Origin of the sequence: Saccharopolyspora ipomoeae, assembly GCF_029952525.1 — a bacterium.
GTDB classification, from domain to species: Bacteria; Actinomycetota; Actinomycetes; order Mycobacteriales; family Pseudonocardiaceae; genus Saccharopolyspora; species Saccharopolyspora ipomoeae.
The window spans coordinates 86,374-106,842 of the sequence record NZ_JASAOF010000021.1; the positions used below are offsets into that span (position 1 = coordinate 86,374).

Below are 20,469 nucleotides of genomic sequence, written 5' to 3' on the forward strand. Positions count from 1 at the left end.
TCCGTCAGGACTTGACCAGGCGCGCGATCGCGTCGCTGGCCTCGCGGATCTTGGCGTCGGCCTGCTCGCCGCCCTCGGACATCGCCTCGGACACGCAGTGCTTGAGGTGCTCGTCGAGCAGCCCCAGCGCCACGGCCTGCAGCGCCTTGGTGGTGGCAGAGACCTGGGTGAGCACGTCGATGCAGTACTCGTCGTCGTCGATCATGCGCGCCAGGCCGCGCACCTGACCTTCGATGCGACGCAGTCGCTTGGCGTAGTCGTCCTTGTTGTGGGCGTAGCCGTGCATCGATTTCCCTCCCCTGGACCGGTGGGCCCACCACCTTTATACCCCAGGGGGGTAACTCGGGAAAGTCAGAGGAACTCGCCGCGCACCGCGGGCTTCTCGGCGGGCGCGTCCTGCTCGGTGCGGCGCATCCACAGCCAGCCGCCGAACTGCACGAGCGCGGCGCCGCCGGTGAGCGCGACCGCGATGATCGCGTACGTCGGCCAGCCGGTCATCACGCCGAGCACCACGGCCACGACGAAGAACAGCAGCGTGCGGATCAGCAGCACGCCCAGTTGGTTCTTGCTCACGACCCCACCTCCGGTGTCCGAGTCTAGGTGCCGGTCCGGTGGCGTCCGTCCGGGCGTGCGGCATTGACGCTGCGTGTTCGCCTGCCTACTTTTGATGACAGCTGTCCTCACATCGATCGGAGCGTGGGCATGCCCGAACCGCTGGGTCCGGACTCGTTGATGTGGCGCTACTTCGGCGACTGGCGCGGGCTGCTGCTCGCGCTGTGGGCCGGGTCGATGCAGAACATGCACCCGCAGCTGGGGGCGGGGGTGGAGGAGCACTCGGAGTTCTTCGACGAGCGGTGGGAGCGGCTCTACCGGTCGCTGTACCCGATCGGCGGCGTGGTCTACGACGGTCCGCGCGCGGCCGAGACCGCCAAGCTGGTGCGCGGCTTCCACAACGGCATCAAGGGCGTCGACAAGCGCGGCAGGCCCTACCACGCGCTCAACCCGGAGACGTTCTTCTGGGCGCACGCGACGTTCCTGGTGATGCCGATCCTGATCAACGAACGCCTCGGCACGCCGCTGAGCGAGGCGGAGAAGGCGCAGGTCTACGCCGAGGGCGTGCAGTGGTACCGGCTCTACGGCATGAGCATGCGCCCGGTGCCGGAGGACTGGCCGAGCTTCCAGCGCTACTGGGACCGGATGTGCCGCGAGGAGCTGGAGGTCAACCAGGCCACCCTCGACGTCCGCGACGTCTCCCGCATCGGCAAACCGCCGCTGGTGCGCTGGCTGCCGGACCCCCTGTGGCGGCTGCTGCGCCCGCCGACGGTGCGCTTGATGCTCTGGCTCACCACCGGCTGCTACGACCCACCGGTCCGGGAGAAGCTCGGCCTGCGCTGGACCCGCCGCGACGAACTCCTGCTCCGCGTCGGCGGCCGCGCCTTCGGCGCTCTGTGGAAGCTGGTGCCGTTCCGCTTCCGCTACCACCCGCGCGCCCGCGCGGCCTGGCAGCGCGCCCAGGGGCGCCGCCCGATCGACGCGCCCCTGGTCGAAACCCCGCCCCGCAACTACCCGCCGGTGGACAAGCGCGGCGACCCGAAGCACTACTTCCCGGCCAACGCCGGGTGAGGCTCACGCCACCGGAACTTCGCGGTGCTCGGTGGCCGAGCGGTAGCAGGCGTCGATGATCTCGGCGCGGCGCAGGGCCTGGGAGCCGTCGTTGGCGGCCCACTCCTGCGGTGCCGCCAGCAAGCGGATGAAGTTCTCCACCACCGCGGCGTGCGCGCGGCCCGGCTCGGCGGCGGGCTGGTAGTCGGCGATCTCGCCGTCGACGTCGCGGAAGATCCGCAGGTCGCCGACCGCCTTCTTGGCCGCGCCCACCGCGCGCAGCTCCGCGCCGCCCTCGGTACCCAGCACGTGGAAGTCCAGCAGATCGGTCGGGTCGCGGAACGCCGCCCACGAGGTCTCCAGGGCAAGCGCCCCGCCGCCTTCCAGGCGCAGGAACGCCGAGGCGAAGTCCTCGACCTCGAAACCGCCCCGGGCGCGGGCCGTTTCCCAGTTCATGCCGCCGACTCCGCGACTGCCCAGCTCACCGGAGGTGACGGCGCTGACCGACTCCACCTTCGGCTCGCCGAGCAGGAACAGCGCGTAGTCCAGGACGTGCACGCCGATGTCGGCCAGCGGCCCGCCGCCGGCCATCTCGCGGCTGGTGAACCAGCTGCCGATGGTGGGGATGCCGCGCCGCCGCATCCACGAGGCCTTGGCGTAGTAGGGCCGCCCCAGCTCGCCGCTGCCGATGATCCGGCCGAGGGCCTGGACGTCGCCGCGCAGCCGGTGGTTGAACGCCACGTCGAGCACCCGGCCCGCCGCGCGCGCCGCCTCGACCATCTGCCGGCCCTCGACACCGTTGCGCGCCAGGGGTTTCTCGCTGAGCACGTGCAGCCCGCGCTTGAGCGCGGCGACGCCGATCGGCGCGTGCAGGAAGTTGGGGACCGCGACGCTCACGGCGTCCAGGTCCGGCAGCTCGACGAGCTGCTCCCAGCTGTCGAACAGGTGCGGAACGCCGTAGCGCTCGCCCAGCGAGGTGACCACGTCGGTCTCCTGCCCGGCGATCGCCGCGATCTCGACGTTCGGCAGGGCGTCGTAGGCGGCGAGGTGCTGCTGGCCCGCCCAGCCCGCACCGATGACTCCGACCCGGAACGTGGGGACCCGGAACGTGGGGTCACTCATGAAGGATCTCCCTCAGACGTCTCGAAGCCGCGCGACCGAGCGGTCGGTGCGGTGGCGTGAGACAGATCGCATCGTTGCCGCGCGGACGTGCCGGTGTCAAGGGATTTCGCGCACCAGGCCCCGGATTCCCTCCGGTGAGAGCACGTTCTCGATGCCGGCCACCACCGCACCCGCCACGCCCGCGGAACGTCCGAGCGCGCTGTTGGCCAGCGACAGGTTCCGGGTCGCCAGCGGCAGCGCGCGGCGGTAGACCACGCTGCGGATCCCGGCGAGCAGGTCGTCGCCGACCGAGGTGATCAGTCCACCCAGGACGATCCGCTTCGGGTTGTAGAAGTGCACCAGCATCGCCACCACCTCGCCGATGGTGGCCGCCGCGGCGCGGATCGCCCGGACGGCCAGGGGATCGCCGTCGCGCAGCAGCCGGGCCAGGTCGTCTGTGGTCCCCGGCCCGCCGGACTCGGTGCGCAGCCCGCGGAGCACCGCCGCGGCCGAGGCCACCGCTTCGACGCAGCCGACGTTGCCGCACTGGCAGATCACGTCGTCGGCCCCGGGCACCCGGATGTGCCCGATGTCGCCGGCCGCGCCGTCGGAACCCCGGTGCAGCTCGCCGTTGGCCGAGACGATGCCGCCGCCGATGCCGGTGCCGACCTTGAGGAACAGCAGCGGCGACTCGTCGGCGGGCAGTGCCCGCGCCTCGCCCAGGGCCATCAGGTTCACGTCGTTGTCCACCGAGGCCGCGCAGTCGAACCGGTCGGCCATCGTGTCGCCGACCGGGAACCCGTCCCAGCCCGGCATGATCGGCGGCCGCACCGGCATCCCCATGCGCGAGTCCACCGGTCCGGGCAGGCCCATGACCAGCGCTTTGACCTGATCGGTGGCGACTCCTGCGCCGCCGACGAGCGAGCGCAGGTGCTCGGTGAGCACGTCCAGCGAGCGCTCCGGGCCGACCGAGAGGTCCAGCGCCACGTGTCGCTCGGCCAGCAGCTCCTGCCCGAGGTCGGCCACGGCCAGGCGGGTGGAGTGCGCGCCGACGTCGGCGGCCAGCACGACCCCGGCGCGCGGGGCGAGGCCCAGCCGGTGCGCCGGACGGCCCCGGCCACCGCCGCTGATCGCGCCCTTCTCGACGACGACCCCGGCGGCCAGCAGCGCTTCGAGGTGGCTGTTGACGGTGGAGCGGGCCAGTCCGGTGCGCTTGACCAGCTCGGCCCTGCTCTCGGCGGTGCCGGAGGCGATGAGCCTGGTCAGGCCGCTGAGCACCAGGTTCCCGTCGGCTCGTCCGGACGTGCGCGGCACGGTCAGCCGGACCGGATCCCATCCCACGCCGAAACCCCTTCCCGGCGATTTAACGCTGATTTATGACCGAAAAGAAAATAAACAATAGCTCTTGTCGGCGGAAAAAGCGGATCCTAGCGTGAGTGAGGACGAGAACGGGCGTGAGACACCCGCCGTTGTCCGCAGTTCCATCGATCACGGATCCAATCGATCACGGGGGGAGGGGTGCGCGTGTGCCCTGGTACGACCAGGCGCGGTGCGGCGATCGTGGGCGCCGGGATGATCGGCGCCGTGCACCGGCGCTCCGCGCTGCTGGCCGGGGCCGAGGTCGTCGGCGTGCTGGCCTCCAGCCCGCAGCGCTCGCTGGAGAAGGCGGGGGAGTGGCGGGTCGGCGCCTACGCCTCCTTCGACGAGGTGCTGGCCGACGACCGCGTCGACGTGGTGCACATCTGCACCCCCAACGCCACCCACGCGCCCTTCGCCGAAGCGGCGCTGGCCGCGGGCAAGCACGTCATCTGCGAAAAACCCCTGGGGATGACGCTGGACGAGGCCGAGCGGATGGCCGCCGCGGCCGAGAGCAGCGGGCTGGTGGCCACTGTGCCGTTCGTGTACCGCTACCACCCGCTGGTGCGCGAGCTCCGCGCCCGCAGGCAGGCCGGGGAGTTCGGCGACTGGCACCTGCTGCACGGCAGCTACCTGCAGGACTGGATGCTCGACCCGCACGCCTCCGGTTGGCGCGTCGACCCCGAGAAGGGCGGGGCGTCACGGGCTTTCGCCGACATCGGCTCGCACTGGTGCGACCTCGTGCAGTGGGTGTCGGGGGAGACCTTCACCGACGTGCTCGCCGAGCTCTCCATCGCCGTGCCCACCCGCCCGGCCGCCGGCGGCGCCAGCTTCACCGGCCCCACCGGTGATGCGGGCGAACGCGTCGAGGTGCGCACCGAGGACACGGCCGCGCTGCTGCTGCGCACCGCCAACGGCGTGCTCGGCTCGGCGACGATCTCGCAGGTCGCGGCGGGCCGGAAGAACCGGTTGTGGTTCGAACTCGACGGCTCGGGCGGCAGCGCCGTGTTCGACCAGGAGAACCCCGAGCGGGTCTGGCTCGGCGGCGCCGAGGGCAACCGCGAGCTGGTCCGCGACATCGGCACCGGATCCGCCGAGCAGCAACGGCTCTCGACGCTGCCCGCCGGGCACGCGCAGGGCTACGCCGACTGCTTCGACGCCTTCGTCGCCGACACCTACGCGGCCATCGACGGCGAGAACCCCGAAGGACTCCCCACTTTCAGCGACGGACTGCGCTCGGCCCGCCTGATCGACGCGGTCGTGCGCGCCGCCGGCAACCGCGACTGGACGAAGGTGTGACGATGCGACTCGGAATGCTCACCGCGTGCCTCCCGCAGTGGAGCCTCGAACAGATCGCCGACTGGGCGAAGACCAACGGCTACGAGGCGCTGGAGGTCGCGGTCTGGCCCGGCACCGGCGGCCGCGACTTCGAAGCCGCCCACCTGCCGGTCGCCGACTTCGGCCCGCAGCAGGTCGACGAGACCAAGGCGCTCTTCGAGCGCCACGGCCTGGAGCTGTCGGCGTTCGCCTACTACGAGAACAACCTGCACCCCGACCCAAAGCGCCGCGAGGAGATCCGCACTCACCTCAAGCACGCCGTCGACGCCGCCCAAGCGCTCGGCGTGCCCCACGTCGGCACCTTCATCGGCCGCGACTGGACGAAATCCGTGGCCGACAACCTCGCCGAGGGGCAGCGGGTGCTGCCCGAGCTCGTCGACTACGCCGGTGAGCGCGGCGTGAAGCTCATCGTCGAGAACTGCGTGATGGAGGGCTGGCACCCCGACGGCTACCCCGGCAACCTGGCGTACTCGCCGGAGCTGTGGGAATGGATGTTCTCGCTGGGCTTCTACCTCAACTGGGATCCCTCGCACCTGACCTGGATCGGCATCGACCCGGTCGAGACCATCGCGCCCCACATCGACCGGATCGTGCACGCCCAGGCCAAGGACGTCGAGCTCGACCCGGTGGCGCGCAACCGCTACGGGTTCTTCGGCAAGATCGACAAGGGCGACAACCCGTTCGACATGGGCTGGTGGCGCTACCGGGTTCCCGGGCTCGGCCAGGTCGACTGGCCGAAGGTCGTCGACCGGCTCTACGAGCACGGCTTCACCGGCACCCTGTCGGTCGAGCACGAGGACCCCGTCTGGGGCGGCGACGACGAACGCATCACCCGGGGACTGCGCATCGCCCAGCGCACCCTCCGGCCGTTGATCGTGGGTTGATCCCTTCCCGGAGAGGAACGAGATCCTGTGCCGACACTGTCCGTCCAGCTCTACAGCGTCCGCGACGAGCTGGCCGCCGACCAGCCCGGAACCCTGGCCCGCCTCGCCGAGATCGGCTTCCGCCACGTCGAACCGTTCGGCCTGGGCTCGCTGACCCGCAGCCAGGACGAGAGGTTGGCCGCAGCCCGCGAGTTGCGCGCCGACCTCGACGCCGCGGGGCTGGCGGTCTCGGCGACCCACGCCGCCCTGCCGAGCGTCGCCGAACTCGCCGAGGAGTGCGCCGAACTCGGCGCCGACACCGCGTTCATCCCGCACCCGCGCCAGGTCCCCGGTTTCGGCGAGGAGACCTTCGGCGACACCGCGAGCCTCGACGCGTTCGCCGACGCCCTCGGCCAGGCCGCCGCCGACGCCCCGCCCGGTCTGACCCTCGGCTACCACAACCACTGGTTCGAGTGGGCCCCGCTGCCCGGCGGCCCGGCCTACGACCGCTTCTGGCAGCGCACCCACCCCGACCTGCGCGCCGAGCTCGACGCCTACTGGGCCCAGGCCGCGGGTGCGAACCCCGCCGAGGTGCTGCGCTCCCTGGGCGAGCGCGCGATCGCCGTGCACCTCAAGGACGGCCCGGCCACCCGGGACACCCCGCAAACCCCGCTGGGCACGGGCGCCCTCGACGTCGTCGAAGTCCTCGACGCCGCCCGCGAAACCCCTTGGCACGTCGCGGAGATCGACACCACCTGCCTGGACTCCTTCGTCCTGCTCACCAGCAACGCCGCAGTCCTGCGCACCCACGGCTCCACCTTCGCCTGATTCACCGCAGCAGCAGCAGGTTCCACGACAGCGGCGGCAGCACAGCGCTCAGCGTCCCGCCGTCGACCGCCGCGCCTTCGACACCGCGCGGCCGCACCCGCTCGGGCTCGGCCAGCGTGTTGCGCGCGTGCCGGTCGGGGTCGGCCAGCACCCGGTGCTCGACCACCCGCGTGCTGCCCGTCGCGCGGACGTCGGCGGTCAGCTGCAGCGGCCGGTCGGTGGCGCGGTTGACCGCGAACACCGCCACGGTGTCCTCGTCCTGCTGGACCGCGGTGGCGTGCAGCAGGTCCACCTCCCCGTACTGGGCGGTGTCGTGGCGCGTCGAGCGCGGCTCCACGCGCAGCACCCGGCCGCGCCCGTGCCGCGCGGCGTCGGCGAACGGGAAGAACGTCGTCTGCCGCCACGCCGGACCGCCCGGCTCGGTCATGATCGGCGCGATCGCGTTGACCAGCTGCGCCAGGCACGCCGCGGTGACCCGGTCGCAGTGCCGCAGCAACGTCACCAGCAGGCTCCCCACCACGACCGCGTCGGTGAGCGTGTAGTTGTCCTCCAGCAGCCGCGGCGCCACCTCCCAATCCGGTTCGGTCGCGGGATCGCGCAGCCCGCGGTACCAGACGTTCCACTCGTCGAAGGACACCTCCAGCCGCTTCGGGCTGCGCAACCGGGCGCGCACGTGGTCGCAGGTGGCCACGACGGAGTCGATGAAGTGCTCCATGTCCTGCGCCGAGGCCAGGAAGCTGTCGACGTCGCCGTCGGACTCCTCGTAGTAGGCGTGGCAGGAGATGTGGTCGACGTGCTCGTAGGTGTGCTCCAGCACGGTGCGCTCCCACGCCGCGAACGTGGGCATCGCCGAGTTCGAGCTGCCGCAGGCGACCAGCCGCACCCCGGGATCGACCATCCGCATCATCCGCGCCGTCTCGGCGGCGACGCGGCCGTACTCCTCGGCGGTCTTGTGCCCCATCTGCCACGGCCCGTCGAGCTCGTTGCCCAAGCACCACAGCCCGATCCCGTGCGGCCGCTCGTGACCGTGCGCGCGCCGCAGGTCCGACCACGCGGTGCCGCCGGGGTGGTTGCAGTACTCCAGCAGCTCCCGGGCCTCCATCGGCCCGCGCGTGCCCAGGTTCAGCGCCATCATCGGCTCCACCCCGGCGACCTCGGTGAACCGCATGAACTCGTTGAGCCCGAACTCGTTGGTCTCCACCGACCGCCAAGCGGGATCCAGTCGGCGCGGCCGCTCGGCGACCGGGCCGACGCCGTCCTCCCAGCGGTAGCCGGAGACGAAGTTGCCGCCCGGGTAGCGCACCAGCGTCACCCCGAGCTCGCCGATCAGGTCCAGCACGTCCTGCCGCAGCCCGTCCTCGCGCGCCGTGGGGTGGTCGGGCTCGTGGAGGCCGGTGTGCACGCAGCGGCCGAGGTGCTCGACGAACGAGCCGAACAACCTCGGGTGCACCTCGCCGATCTCGAAGGCCGGGTCGATCGTCAGGCTCGCCCGCGCGGTCTCGCCGTGGGTCACTGTTTCCCCTCCTTATCGTCCCGCCAGACCGGTGTGCGCGATGCCGCGCACGATCTGGCGCTGGAACAGCACGAACAGCAGCAGCAACGGCAGGCCCGCGATGACCACGGTCGCCATCACCTCGGCGTAGCGGACGCCGTAGCTGCCCTGGACCGTGGCCAGTCCCACGGGCAGCGTCATCGTGGCCGGGTCGGCGGTGACGATGAACGGCCACAGGAAGTTGTTCCACGTCGTGATGAACGTGAAGATCGCGACGGCGGCCAGCACCGGGCGCGACAGCGGCAGCACGATCCGCCAGTAGATCCGCCACCGGCTCGCCCCGTCGACGATCGCGGCCTCCTCCAGCTCGCGCGGCACGCCGTCGAAGAACACCTTGAGGATGTAGACCATCGCGGGCAGCACCACCTGCGGCAGGATCACGCCCCACGGGGTATCGACCAGGCCCAGGAACACCATCTCGTCGAACAGCGGCACGATCAGCACCTCGGCCGGGACCAGCACGCCCGCGACGACGAACGCGAGAAGCGCTCTGCGGCCCCGGAAATCGGTGCGGGAGAACCCGTAGGCGGCGGTGCTCGCCAGCAGCACCACCAGCACCGTCACCGTCCCGGCGGTGAACACGCTGTTGAGCAACCAGACCCAGATGTCGGGGGTCGACAGCACGCTGCGGTAGGCCTCGACGGTGAACTCGCTGGGCAGCCACCGCAGCGGGACCTCGGTGGTCTCCGACTCGGGTTTGAGCGAGGTCAGCAGGGTCCAGGCGAACGGCAGCGCCCACAGCGCGGCGAGCGCCACCGTCGCCAGCGCGAGAACCGCTGTGCCCCAGCGGAACCGGTCAGACATGGGTGCCTCCCGCGGCTCGGCGGCGCTGGACGCTGAAGTGCGCGAGGGTGACCAGCAGGATCGCGGCGAAGAACACGTAGGAGATCGCCGAGGCGTAGCCGGTTCGGTAGTGGGTGAAGCCGGATTCGTAGATGTACTGCAGGATCGGGCGCGTGCTGTGCTGCGGCCCGCCGTTGGTGATCAGGTAGAACTGGTCGAAGACCTTCAGCGAGGCCAAGACCTGCAACACCGCGATCAGTCCTGTCGTGGGCCGCAGCATCGGCAGCGTGATGTGCCACAGCTGCCGCCACGCCCCGGCCCCGTCGAGCGACGAGGACTCGTAGAGGTCGTCCGGGATCGCCTGCAGCGCCGCCAGGTACAGCAGGAAGTTGAAGCCCACGGTCCACCACACCGTGGCCACCACGACGCCGAGCATCGCCGCGACCGGGTGCGACAGCCAGCCCATCGGCCCGATCCCGAACCAGGACAGCATCGAGTCGGCCAGCCCGAACTCCGGCTGGTAGATCCACACGAAGATCAGCGCGATCGCCGACGACGGCAGCACGTAGGGCGCGAAGAACGCCAGCCGCCACAACCAGCGGGCCGGTGCCAGGTGGTGCGTCAGCAGCGCCATCACCAGCCCGACCAGGATCAGCGGGGGAGTGCCGGCGGCGGTGAAACCGACCGTCACGCCGAACGACCGCCACATCGCCGGATCGGTGAGCGCCTCGGCGAAGTTCGCCAGGCCGACGAAGTCGGCGTCCCCGGAGGTCAGGGCGGCGTCGGTGAGAGCGGTGATCAGACCCATCCCGAGCGGGATGACGAGGAACAGCAAGTAGGCGGTGAGGAAGGGCATCACGAACGCGAGCCCCGAACCACCGAGGTTGTGCCTGGCCATGTGCGGGAACCTCCGTTCAGGCCGTGGGGTTCGGGGTGGCGAGCAGGTCGTCGACGACCTGCCGGATCTGCGACACCGCGCGCGGCACGGCGAGCCGGCCGTCCATCGCCGGGCCGAGCACGGAGTTCATCTCGGTCCACAGGCGTGAGCCGGAACCTGCGAACCACACGTCCGGGTCCAGCTGCACGTCGTCGATGACCGACCGGTACTCGGACTGCGGTTGCATGTCGGCGTAGGCCCGGCTGCGGTTGACCGGGAGGTAGGCCGGGATGTGGCCGCCCTCGGCCCACGCGAGGCTGTCGCGCAGCAGCGCGGCGACGAGGTCGTAGACCCGCAGGTGGTCCTCGTCGCTTCGGTCCCGGTGGGGCAGGACGAAGGCGTGCGAGTCGGCCTCGGCGAGCGCGCGGCCGAACACCGCCGGGAACCGGGTCATGCTGAAGGGCATCCCGGATTCGAGGAACGTCTGCACCTCCCACTCGCCGTACCAGAAGAACCCCGCCCGCCCGCTGCTGAACAGCGCGATCGCGCCGTCACCGTCCAGCCCGCCGGTGGCCAGGCCGTCGCCGTGCAGGCCCTGGACGAAGTCGAGGACGGTGGCGACCTTGCGGTCGTCGACGGCCGACCGGGTGCCGTCGGGGGTGATCAGGTCGCCGCCGAGCTGCCGGTAGAGGCTCCAGAACAACCGCCAGGGGCCGACGCCGTCGCCGGTCGTCTCCAGCAGCAGCCCGCTGTCCCCGGTGACCTGCTTGGCCCTGCGCAGCGCGTCCCGCACGGCCTCGGGCCCGCGCAGCGGGCGGAACCGGCCGTGCTCGTCGAGCAGTCCGGCCTCCCGGCAGACGTCGGTGTTGTGGTATTGCACCACCGGGTGGGTGTCGAGCGGGACGGCGAAGAGCCTGCCGCCGTGGTGCGAGCGGTTCCAGAGCCCGGCCGGGAAGTGATCGGGCTCGATCCCCTTCTCCCGCAGCAGGTCCGGGCGCAGCTCGTCGATCAGCCCGCCCGGCGCGAACGCCGGCAACCGGCCCAGGTGCAGGATCGCCAGGTCGGGCGCCCGCTCGGCGGCCCCGGCCATCGCGAGCTTGGTGTAGTACCGGTCGCCCCACTCCAGCGTGACGTCCCGGAGCGCGACGTCGGGATGCGCGGCCCGGTAGCGGGCCAGCATCGCCTTCATCGTGTCCCCGTCGCCCCCGGCGAAGAGGTTCCAGTACCGCAGTTCGCGCTCCCCGCGCGGCACCCCGCACCCGCCGGCCAGCCCGGCGCACCCCAGTGCGGCCCCTGCCAGCAGCGTTCTGCGGCTCAGCCCTGGTCCACCCACGAATCCACCTCCGAGACAGCGGTGTCCGGATGTACGGGATTTCGAACATTGTCCGATTGAGGTCGCGGTTGAAGCTAGAGGTGCGGTGCGGGCCGGGTCAATCGGCCGGTCGGGCGGCGCGTGCGAGGATGGCGCAGGTGAGCGAGGTGTCGATCTGGGGGAGACGGTGACGGCGCGGATTCCGGTGGTCGTGCTGGCGGGCTACTTGGGCTCGGGCAAGACGACCCTGCTCAACCACCTGCTGCGGAACGACGACGGGCGCCGCATCGGTGTGCTGGTCAACGACTTCGGCAGCATCAACGTCGACGCGATGAACGTCGCCGGGCAGGTCGACGCGACGGTGTCGCTGGAGAACGGCTGCCTGTGCTGCGCGGTCGACGCCGAGGGCGTGGACCGGATGCTGGAGAAGCTGGCCCACCCGGGCGCGCCGCTGGACGCGATCGTGATCGAGGCCAGCGGCATCGCCGAGCCCGCCCAGCTGGTCCGGATGGTGCTGTCCTCGCAGAACCCGGGCATCGAGTTCGGCGGGCTGGTGGAGGTCGTCGACGCCGCCGAGTTCGACGACAGCCGCGCCCGGCATCCCGAGCTCGACGACCACGTGCGGCTCGCCGACCTGGTGGTGGTCAACAAGATCGACCGGGTGGACGAGGCCGAGCGGGACCGGGTGATCGGGGAGGTCCGCGAGCTCGCCGAGGGTGCCGTGCTGGCCACCGAGCGCGGCCGGATCTCGCCGGGAATCCTGTTCGACGACCCCGCGATCCGCGACGCCGGTGGCGCTCGGCAGCTGTCGTTCGCGGACCTGGACGACCACGACGACGACCACGGCCACCACATGCACGCCGTCTACGAGTCGATGGAGTTCACCACCGACCGGCCGCTGAACCCGACGGCGTTCCTGGCCTTCCTCAAGGAGCGCAGCCGGGGCGTCTACCGCATCAAGGGCCCGATCGACTTCGGAGCCTCGGGCGAGGGCCGCTGCTTCCAGTTCCACGCGGTCGGCGTCTACGCCGCCTTCGAGACGACCCGCTGGAAGGGCTCCCGCTCGACCAGCCTCGTCCTCATCGGCACCGACCTCGACCCCTCGAACCTCCGCGCCCGTCTCGAATCCTGCATCGACCCGACTCCGGACGCCGTCGACCGCATGGGCGTCCTCAACCTCGCACGGCACCTGGAGGACGACGGTCCTTCCTCGAACCATCCGGACAAATGGGACGACGAGGCCGGCTGATTCGAGGAAAAACCGCCCCCAGCCGAGCGCTCAACCCCGAAGGGACCACCCACGTGCGGCCGCAGCGCCCCGCACGCCTCCGAGCCCGGCGCCGACCCGTGCACCAGTACCAACCAACGGCTGATCTCCGATGTGGACACCGCGCCGAAAACCCGGACATGATCGGGTTAGTCGGTCCAGACCGCTCCACGGGGTTGGAGCAGGCGCATTGCCCGGTGCGCGAAATCGTGCAAGTCGATGACGATCCCGCGCGGTTCCCACCTGATCGAGGGGAACCCGCGGTCATCTCCACGGGAACTGCCGGTGCGTGGTCGGGTTTGTGCGGTGTGCGACCTTTCAGGACGATAGGTACTCTCGCGTTCACCGTCGGTTGAGCTCACAACCGCTGTCGTTCCGCTGCGGGAACGCGGGCCGGAGGCCGGTCTCCCCACCGGTGCCCGCCTCCTGGGTGCGCGCGGAACGAACTCCTGTTCCTCCGGGGCGCGGGCGAACGCGCCTGTAGATCCGGCATCGAGGGGGTAGTGGTGGCCAACGCCGACCTTCCGGGACCGGTGCCGCCGCAGCGGGGCGGCTCCTCGCCCGCGACGGGACCGGTGTCCGGGGCGTTGCGGGTTCGCGTGTTCGAGCCCGGCGAGGGCGTGGCGGTCGTGCAGGTCGACGGTGAGCTGGACCTCGCCGCCCGCGATCTGCTCACCGGCCCCCTCGCCGAGCGGTTGGCGAGCGCGGTGACCGTGCTGGTGCTCGACCTCTCCCGCGTCACCTTCATCAACTCCGACGGCGTCACCGCGCTGGTCGAGGCGCGCCGCGTCGCCCAGCAGCGGCGCACCGAGCTGGTGCTGGTCTCGTCCGGCGTCGTCGACCGGCTGCTGCGGCTGCTGGATCTCACCGGCCGCTTCAGCTACGCGGCCCGTCAGGAGTTGCCCGCCCGATGAGTCATCCTGGGGAGACCGTCGAGAGGAGGAACATGGGCGAGCAGGACACCGACTCCGAGCACGAGGACGCCGAAGCGTTCGAAACGGAACACGGCGGCGAGGAGTCGCAGGAGGGCGAGCGGCTCGCCGAGCGCGGAGAGCCCGAGTCCGGCACCCCGGACCGGCGGCTCGGGCTGATCGCCGATCCGGACATGCCCGAGCAGGTCACCCGCCGCCTGGCCGACGATCTTCCCGAACTGCTCGGCGAACAGCACTCGTGGGCGGTCGAGGTCGACGTCGATCCGGTGACCGCGGGCAGGCACAGCACCCGCGACATCCTGGCCTCCACGCGCGAGCGGATGGGCGAGCACGACTGGGACCACGCCATCTGCCTGACCGACCTGCCGGTGCGCGCCAACGGACGTCCGGTGGTCGCCGAGACCGACCTGGAGGGCGGGGTGGCCGTGGTGTCGCTGCCCGCGCTCGGCGGCACCGGCGTCTACCGGCGGGCCCGGCGGGTCGTGCTGCAGATCGTCGACGAGCTCACCGGCCGCAGCGGCGGCGGTGGGAACCGCTACGGGCTGGACAACGCGGTGTCCCGGCTCCTGGCTCCGGTGGTGCGGCACGAGCTCGGCGGCGAGCAGGAGGTCGACGTCCGCTACAGCACCACCCGCAGGCGCGGGCGGCTGCGGCTGCTCAGCGGCATGGTGCGCTCGAACCAGCCCGCCCAGCTGGTGTTCGGGCTGCGCAGCGCGCTGGCGGCGGCCGTGGCCACCAGTGCCTTCGGGTTGTCGTCGAGCACCATCTGGCAGATCGGCGACCAGCTGGGGGTGTTCCGGCAGATCATCGCCGGGCTCGTGTCGGTGGTGCTGCTGGTGCTGTGGTTGATCACCGCGCACGGGTTGTGGGAGAAGCGGCGCAGCGGTGGCGACCGCGAGCAGGTGCTGCTGTACAACACCTCCACGGTCGCCACGCTGACCATCGGGGTCGGCGTGATGTACGTCGGGCTGTTCGCGATCAACCTCGCCGTGGCGCTGTTCATCGTCCCGCCGAACCTGCTGGCCAGCAGCCTCGGCCATCCCGCCGACTTCACCCGCTACCTCGCCCTGGCGTGGGGTTTCACCACGATGGGCGTGATCGCGGGAGCGTTGGGCTCCAGCCTGGAATCAGACCGCGCCGTCCGCCAGGCCGCCTACGGCTACCGCGAGGAACAGCGCCGCAGCGAACAGGTGCACTGACGAACCGTCGAGGACTCGCTTTGCGTGGCGGTGCGGGTGGGGAACCCGAGCGCCTCCGTGGTCTCCGTGCGCCGCTCCTGATGCATGCCGATGCACGGCGTCACGGCGTGCTCGCCACGAAGGTGCTAGAGCCGGGCGAGTTGCTTCTGTCGCCAGCGTTCCGTGCCTTCGACGTCGTTGAAGGTGAAGATGTGGAAGCCGGTGATCGCGTTGGCGGGTTGGAGGATCTGGTCGGACAGGGCGTTGACGAGCTTGTCCGGGCGGTAGCCGCTGGGCAGGAAGAACCGCCAGAACATCGCCGACTGCTTGGCCAGGAACCGGGCCGACTGGCCCAGTCCCAGCCCTGCGGAGACGCGGATCAGCTTCTGCCGGTTGACGCTGCCCGGGATGCCCACCCGGACCGGTGTCGGGATGCCGTCGGCGTGCAGGCGGGTGGCCCAGTCGACGGTCGTGGACGGGGTGAAGCAGAGCTGCGTGACGATCTCGTGGGCGTGATCGGCCTTGCGCCGCAACGCTTCCGAGATCACCGCGTCCGGGATCGTGCCGTGGCCCTCCGGGTAGCCGGCGATGCCGAGGTGCCCGAAGTCGTGCCCGGCCTCGGCCAGGGCGAGCAGCAGGCTCTCGGCGTCGGGGAACTCCCCGGCGGGTTCGGCGGCGTCCCCGCCGACGACGAACAGCCGCCGCACACCCGATTCCAGCAGCCGCGCGGCGATGTCGTCGAGCTCCGCGCGGTCGCGCACCAGGCGGGCCGCCAGGTGCGGGGCGGCGGTGTAGCCGTTCTTGCTGAGCCGCACCGCCAGGTCCAGCGTCGGTTCCAGGCCACGGGCCTCGGTGGTGGTGACGGTCAGCGGCACGTCGCAGGGCACGTGCGCGAGCACCTTCTCCTCGGTGCTGCGGAACGGCAGCACCTCGTAGGAGGCGTTGCGCAGCGCCGCCGCCAGCGCCGCGCTCACCGCGACACCCACTCGTCGAACTGCTCCACGACCTCGCCGATCGTGGTGCTGGGGCCGTGACCGGGGTGGACCCGGGTGCGGGCCGGCAGCGGCAGCAGCCGGTCCCGGATCGAGTCGATGATCGCGTCCCGGTCGGAGAACGAGCGCCCGGTGGCACCGGGTCCACCGGCGAACAGGGTGTCGCCGGTGAACACGGTCGCCAGGTCCGGGCTGTACAGGCACACCGAGCCCGGGGTGTGACCGGGCGTGTGCATGACCTGCACGCTCAACCGTCCGATGTGGAACGTCTGGCGGTCCACCAGCCGCGCGTCGGGCTGCCGGACCGGGTGCGTGAGCTCCCACACCGGCCGGTCGGCCGGGTGCAGGTGGATCGGCGCGGCCACGGCCTCGGCCAGGTCCGGGGCCACCCGCACGTGATCGTCGTGGGCGTGGGTGAGGAGCACCGCCACCACCTCGCGGCCGGCGACGAGCTCGCGGATCGCTTCGACGTCGTGCGGTGCGTCGATCACCAGGCACTGGTGGTCATCACCGACGACCCACAGGTTGTTCTCCACCTCGTGGACCTCGCCGTCGAGGGAGAACTTCCCGTCGACGACGGCGTGGTCGATGCGGATGCTCATCGAAACGTCACCACCGAACGCAGCTGCACCGCGGTCCGGCTCGTCGAAGACCGCTTCGCGGCCATCCTAAGCGCGGGCACGCGGGCCCCGATCCGGGCCGTCACCTCAGGGCTCCCGGTACTCGGCCGCGGCGTCGCAGAGCCAGTCGGCGAGGTAGCGGGCGAACGAGGCGCGCACGAAGATCCAGTACGACGGCGGTTCGACGTCGCGGCTGAGCAGCAGCACGCCCGCCCGGGCCAGCAGCGTCTGGGCGCACGAGTCCGGGCCGAAGCTGCGCCGGTGCAGGTCCAGCGCGCAGCCCTTCGCCAGCAGCTCAGGGGCTTTCGGCCCGGAGACCTGCAGGATCGTGCGGTGCGCGGAGACGTCCACGACCGCTCCGTGCTCCTCGCCGAGGGCGTCGGTGAGGGTGGTCTCGATCTGCTCGGTCTCGCCCTCGGGGGCCACCAGCAGCCACTCGTCGGGTCCGAGCCAGGCCACCATCAGCCGTTCGGTGCGGGCCACCTGCCCGGCCTGGTTGGGCAGCATCACGCCGAGGGCCGTGCCGATCCGCTCGGCGGCGGGGCTCTTCGGGTCGACTCGGAGGGTGACCTGAGTGGTGAAGGCCACTTCGGACAGGCGCACGGCGCCGGGTGCGGAGGCGTCGGCCAGCGCCTCGGCGCGGGCGGCCAGCGGGGATTCGCCGTAGGGCTCAGCCATCGCGGCGGGCTCCTTCCTTGTCGTAGAAGACCGGTTCGGTGATCTCCACGGGCACCAGGCGGTCCCCGACGTGGCTGTAGATCGTCTGCCCGATGCGGTCGCGCCCGCTCTTGACCAGGGCCAGGGCGAAGGGGCGACCGAGCGCGGCGCTGCGGTAGCTGGAGGTGACGTGGCCGAGCATCGGCACCGGCGGTTCCGGCAGCAGCTCGGTCTCCACCAGCTGCGAGCCCTCCGGCACGACGGCCTCGTCGACCGGCGGCAGCAGGCCCACCAGGTGCTTGCGGTCGGAGCGGGCGGTGTCGGCCCGGGTGAACGAGCGCATCCCGAGGAAGTCGTCCTTCTTCTTCGACACCGCCCAGCTCATCCCCAGGTCGTGCGGGGTGACGGTGCCGTCGGTGTCCTGCCCGACGATCGGGAAGCCCTTCTCGGCGCGCAGCACGTGCATCGTCTCGGTGCCGTAAGGCGTGATGCCGTAGGGGGTTCCGGCGTCGTGCAGGGCTTCCCACACCTCGCGGCCGTACCAGCGGGGCACGTTGATCTCGAAGGCGAGCTCGCCGGAGAAGCTGATCCGGCACACCCGTGCGCGCCTGCCCGCGACGATGCCGTCCTCCCAGGCCATGAACGGCAGCGACTCGTTGTCCAGCGCGATGCCGGAGGTCACCTGCGCGAGCACCTCGCGGGAGCGCGGCCCGGCCAGCGCGATGGTGGCCCACTGCTCGGTGACCGAGGTGAGGTGCACCCGCAGGTGCGGCCACTCGGTCTGCAGCCAGTCCTCCAGCCACTCCAGCACGCCGGCCGCGCCACCGGAGGTGGTGGAGATGAGGTAGCGGTGCTCGCCGGTGCGCATCACCGTGCCGTCGTCGAAGACCATCCCGTCGGAGGTGCACATCAGCCCGTAGCGGATGCGGCCGACCTTGAGCGTGCTCATCTTGTTGGTGTAGACGAGATCCAGGAACTCGGCGGCGTCCGGGCCCTGCACGTCGATCTTGCCGAGCGTGGACACGTCCTGCATGCCGACCCCGGTGCGCACGGCCTCGCACTCGCGCAGCACCGCGGCTTCCATGTCCTCGCCGGGCCGCGGGTAGTACCAGGGCCGCTTCCACTGGCCGACGTTCTCGAACGGCGACCCCTGCTCGACGTGCCAGTCGTGCATGGCGGTGACCCGGATCGGGTCGTAGAGGTCGCCGCGGTCGCGCCCGGCCAGCGCCGCGAACGCGACCGGCGTGTAGGGCGCGCGGAACGTGGTGGCCCCGACCTCGGCGAGGTCCACGCCCAGCAGGTGGGCGATGACGCCCGAGGACAGGATGCCGGAGGTCTTGCCCTGGTCGTGGGCGGTGCCGATGGTGGTGAACCGCTTGATGTGCTCGACCGAGTCCATCCCGGCCCCGACGGCCTTGCGGACGTCGGTGACGGTGGCGTCGCGAGCGAGGTCCACGTACTGCTCGGCCTCGTCGACCCCGGTCACCAGCCAGGTGGGCTGCGGCGGGACGACCGGGGGAGCCGCGGCGGAGGGCACCTCGGCGAAGTCGGCGTCGAACCCGGCGTCGCGCGCCGCGTCGCTGCCGGCCTCCGATCCGGTGCGCAGGCAGTCGTAGGTGTCGAGAACGCCTGCGGCGGCGCCGATCGAGCGCACCCCGTCGGCGCTGCGGTCGGGCACGAACGCGGCGATCTCCGCGCTGTAGCGCAGGGTTCCGCGCGACTGGCTGTGCAGGTGGACGGCCGGGTTCCAGCCGCCGGAGACCAGCAGGACGTCGCAGTCGAGCTCGCTGGTGGTGCCGTCGTCGACGCGCTGCAGGGTCGCGCCGGTGACGCGGGCGTCGCCGGAGGTGCCGATGACCCCGCACCGGTGGTGGATGGGGATGCCGCGTTCGACGCAGCGCGCCGCCCACACCGTCGACACGACCGGCCGGACGTCGACGATCGCGGCGATCTCGACACCGGCGTCGTGCAGGTCGATCGCCGCGGCGTAGGCGCTGTCGTTGGTGGTGAACACGACCGCGCGGCGGCCCGGCAGCACGCCGTAGCGGTGCAGGTAGGTGCGGGCGGACCCGGCGAGCATGGTGCCGGGCCGGTCGTTGCCGGGGAACACCAGCGGCCGCTCGTGCGCGCCGGTGGCCAGCACGACCTCGCGGGACCGGATGTGCCAGGTGCGCTGCCGGATCGGGGAGTCCTCGCCCTTGTGCTCGACGGCGACGAGGTAGTTGTGGTCGTAGTGGCCGAACACGGTGGTGCGCGGGAGGACCGTGACCTCCGGGGCCTCGGTCAGCTCGGCCACGACGCGGGAGATCCAGTGCTCGGCCGGACGCCCTGAGAGCTCCTCGCCGGAACCGAGCAGGCTGCCGCCGAACTCGGTGCCGGAGTCGGCGACGATCACCCGAGCGCCGCTGCGGGCCGCGCTGAGCGCCGCGGCCAGCCCGGCCGGGCCGCCGCCGACGACCAGCACGTCGCAGTGCGCGTGGGTCGCGTCGTAGTGGGCCGGGTCCGGTTCGGTGGCCAGCCGCCCCTGCCCGGGAAGGCCGGTGGCGGCCAGGCCGTCGCGCAGCTCGACGGTCGTGGCCGTCTGCATCGGCTCGGGGAACGGCTCGTCGATCTGCACCAGCGCGTTGGGCTCTTCCGGCCCCGCGGCCACGATCCCGCGCGGACGCCCGTGCTTGATGCTGGTGGTGACCTGGTGGACGCCGTTGGCCAGCAGCGCGGAGGCCAGCGTGTCGCCCTGGTAGCCGGTGTAGTCGCGCCCGTCGAAGCGGAAGCGCAGCACGCGGTCCCGGTCGATCCGGCCGCCCTCGGGGAGCCTGAAGTCGTCGCTCACCTCGTCACCGCCCTGTCGTCGTGGAGGATCTCGTTGGTCCGGGTGTCCCGGCGGATGCTGAACCAGCGGCGGCAGCCCGCCTGGTGGTTCCAGCGCTCGGCGAACACGCCCTTGGGGTTGGCGCGGAAGAACAGGAACTCCGCCCAGTCCACATCGGACGTGGCGTGCGGTTCGGCGGGGTAGGACACGTCGGCCTGACCGCCGTAGTGGAACTCGGTCTCGTTGCGCGGCCCGCACCACGGGCAGGGGATCAACATCATGACGGTCTCCTTCTAGGAGCTGTCGAAATGCGGCGGTAGCCGCTGTTTCAGGTGTGGGACTCAGCTGGCACCGCCGCGGGTTCTCAGCGGTTCTCCGGGGAGGACGCCGCGACGCCGTGTA

General features: G+C 71.5%; 20 protein-coding genes. 7 read left to right on the plus strand and 13 right to left on the minus strand.

Annotated elements, in window-relative coordinates:
- Nucleotides 1–4: 4 nt before the first annotated feature.
- Together QFW96_RS24605 and QFW96_RS24610 are read right to left on the minus strand one after the other, a co-directional pair.
- Nucleotides 5–286 (minus strand): metal-sensitive transcriptional regulator, encoded by a 282-nt coding sequence (locus QFW96_RS24605; RefSeq protein WP_093420260.1) that lies wholly within the window; start codon nt 284–286, stop codon nt 5–7.
- Nucleotides 287–351: 65 nt separating this feature from the next.
- Nucleotides 352–573 carry a hypothetical protein gene (locus tag QFW96_RS24610; RefSeq protein WP_281458092.1) on the minus strand — a complete coding sequence of 74 codons (222 nt, stop codon included), beginning with the start codon at nt 571–573 and terminating at the stop codon, nt 352–354.
- Nucleotides 574–702: 129 nt separating this feature from the next.
- Between QFW96_RS24610 and QFW96_RS24615 the strand changes: the two genes are divergently transcribed.
- Nucleotides 703–1,623: an oxygenase MpaB family protein gene (locus QFW96_RS24615; RefSeq protein ID WP_281458093.1), complete on the plus strand. Its 921-nt coding sequence runs from the start codon at nt 703–705 to the stop codon at nt 1,621–1,623.
- Nucleotides 1,624–1,626: 3 nt separating this feature from the next.
- On the opposite strand, the gene QFW96_RS24620 is transcribed toward QFW96_RS24615, so the two are convergent.
- Both QFW96_RS24620 and QFW96_RS24625 read right to left on the minus strand, forming a co-directional pair.
- The gene (locus QFW96_RS24620; RefSeq protein WP_281458094.1) at nt 1,627–2,724 is read right to left on the minus strand and encodes a Gfo/Idh/MocA family protein; all 1,098 of its coding nucleotides are present in this window, start codon (nt 2,722–2,724) and stop codon (nt 1,627–1,629) included.
- Between the two features lie 96 nt (nt 2,725–2,820).
- Nucleotides 2,821–4,044: an ROK family transcriptional regulator gene (locus QFW96_RS24625; RefSeq protein WP_281458095.1), complete on the minus strand. Its 1,224-nt coding sequence runs from the start codon at nt 4,042–4,044 to the stop codon at nt 2,821–2,823.
- 183 nt (nt 4,045–4,227) lie between these two features.
- Here QFW96_RS24625 and QFW96_RS24630 point away from each other — a divergent pair, with 183 nt between their 5' ends.
- Genes QFW96_RS24630 through QFW96_RS24640 form a run of 3 tightly spaced genes read left to right on the plus strand, consistent with a single transcriptional unit; the run spans nt 4,228 to nt 7,088 of the window.
- Entirely contained in the window at nt 4,228–5,358 is a 1,131-nt protein-coding gene (locus QFW96_RS24630; protein WP_281458096.1) for a Gfo/Idh/MocA family protein, read from the plus strand.
- A 2-nt stretch (nt 5,359–5,360) separates the two neighbouring features.
- Nucleotides 5,361–6,281 carry a sugar phosphate isomerase/epimerase family protein gene (locus QFW96_RS24635; RefSeq protein ID WP_281458097.1) on the plus strand — a complete coding sequence of 307 codons (921 nt, stop codon included), beginning with the start codon at nt 5,361–5,363 and terminating at the stop codon, nt 6,279–6,281.
- A gap of 27 nt (nt 6,282–6,308) precedes the next feature.
- Nucleotides 6,309–7,088 carry a sugar phosphate isomerase/epimerase family protein gene (locus tag QFW96_RS24640; protein ID WP_281458098.1) on the plus strand — a complete coding sequence of 260 codons (780 nt, stop codon included), beginning with the start codon at nt 6,309–6,311 and terminating at the stop codon, nt 7,086–7,088.
- 1 nt (nt 7,089) lies between these two features.
- On the opposite strand, the gene arfA is transcribed toward QFW96_RS24640, so the two are convergent.
- From arfA to QFW96_RS24660, 4 genes are read right to left on the minus strand one after another with little or no spacing between them, the layout of a single operon-like run.
- On the minus strand, nt 7,090–8,601 hold the full coding sequence (arfA, locus tag QFW96_RS24645; RefSeq protein WP_281458099.1) for an arabinosylfuranosidase ArfA: 1,512 nt from the start codon (nt 8,599–8,601) through the stop codon (nt 7,090–7,092).
- A gap of 12 nt (nt 8,602–8,613) precedes the next feature.
- Nucleotides 8,614–9,444 carry a carbohydrate ABC transporter permease gene (locus QFW96_RS24650; RefSeq protein WP_281458100.1) on the minus strand — a complete coding sequence of 277 codons (831 nt, stop codon included), beginning with the start codon at nt 9,442–9,444 and terminating at the stop codon, nt 8,614–8,616.
- Nucleotides 9,437–10,321 carry a carbohydrate ABC transporter permease gene (locus QFW96_RS24655; RefSeq protein WP_281458101.1) on the minus strand — a complete coding sequence of 295 codons (885 nt, stop codon included), beginning with the start codon at nt 10,319–10,321 and terminating at the stop codon, nt 9,437–9,439. Before QFW96_RS24655 ends, QFW96_RS24650 begins: the two co-directional genes overlap by 8 nt.
- A gap of 16 nt (nt 10,322–10,337) precedes the next feature.
- The gene (locus tag QFW96_RS24660; RefSeq protein WP_281458102.1) at nt 10,338–11,633 is read right to left on the minus strand and encodes an extracellular solute-binding protein; all 1,296 of its coding nucleotides are present in this window, start codon (nt 11,631–11,633) and stop codon (nt 10,338–10,340) included.
- 166 nt (nt 11,634–11,799) lie between these two features.
- On the opposite strand from QFW96_RS24660, the gene QFW96_RS24665 reads away from it, so the two are divergent.
- The 3 genes from QFW96_RS24665 to QFW96_RS24675 all read left to right on the plus strand — a co-directional run bounded on the left by QFW96_RS24665 (nt 11,800) and on the right by QFW96_RS24675 (nt 15,010).
- Nucleotides 11,800–12,861, plus strand: a complete 1,062-nt coding sequence (locus QFW96_RS24665) for a CobW family GTP-binding protein (RefSeq protein ID WP_281458103.1) — start codon at nt 11,800–11,802, stop codon at nt 12,859–12,861.
- Nucleotides 12,862–13,385: 524 nt separating this feature from the next.
- Entirely contained in the window at nt 13,386–13,793 is a 408-nt protein-coding gene (locus QFW96_RS24670) for an STAS domain-containing protein (RefSeq protein WP_281458104.1), read from the plus strand.
- 32 nt (nt 13,794–13,825) lie between these two features.
- The gene (locus QFW96_RS24675) at nt 13,826–15,010 is read left to right on the plus strand and encodes a hypothetical protein (RefSeq protein WP_281458105.1); all 1,185 of its coding nucleotides are present in this window, start codon (nt 13,826–13,828) and stop codon (nt 15,008–15,010) included.
- A gap of 125 nt (nt 15,011–15,135) precedes the next feature.
- On the opposite strand, the gene QFW96_RS24680 is transcribed toward QFW96_RS24675, so the two are convergent.
- The 5 genes from QFW96_RS24680 to QFW96_RS24700 form a co-directional block, all read right to left on the minus strand.
- On the minus strand, nt 15,136–15,963 hold the full coding sequence (locus tag QFW96_RS24680; RefSeq protein WP_281458106.1) for a methylenetetrahydrofolate reductase: 828 nt from the start codon (nt 15,961–15,963) through the stop codon (nt 15,136–15,138).
- Nucleotides 15,960–16,583 carry an MBL fold metallo-hydrolase gene (locus QFW96_RS24685; protein WP_281458107.1) on the minus strand — a complete coding sequence of 208 codons (624 nt, stop codon included), beginning with the start codon at nt 16,581–16,583 and terminating at the stop codon, nt 15,960–15,962. Before QFW96_RS24685 ends, QFW96_RS24680 begins: the two co-directional genes overlap by 4 nt.
- Before the next feature lie 105 nt (nt 16,584–16,688).
- Nucleotides 16,689–17,279, minus strand: coding sequence for a sarcosine oxidase subunit gamma (locus QFW96_RS24690; protein ID WP_281458108.1), 591 nt, complete (start codon nt 17,277–17,279; stop codon nt 16,689–16,691).
- Nucleotides 17,272–20,088, minus strand: coding sequence for a sarcosine oxidase subunit alpha family protein (locus QFW96_RS24695; RefSeq protein ID WP_281458109.1), 2,817 nt, complete (start codon nt 20,086–20,088; stop codon nt 17,272–17,274). Before QFW96_RS24695 ends, QFW96_RS24690 begins: the two co-directional genes overlap by 8 nt.
- Nucleotides 20,085–20,348, minus strand: a complete 264-nt coding sequence (locus QFW96_RS24700; RefSeq protein ID WP_281458110.1) for a sarcosine oxidase subunit delta — start codon at nt 20,346–20,348, stop codon at nt 20,085–20,087. Before QFW96_RS24700 ends, QFW96_RS24695 begins: the two co-directional genes overlap by 4 nt.
- Between the last annotated feature and the right edge of the window lie 121 nt (nt 20,349–20,469).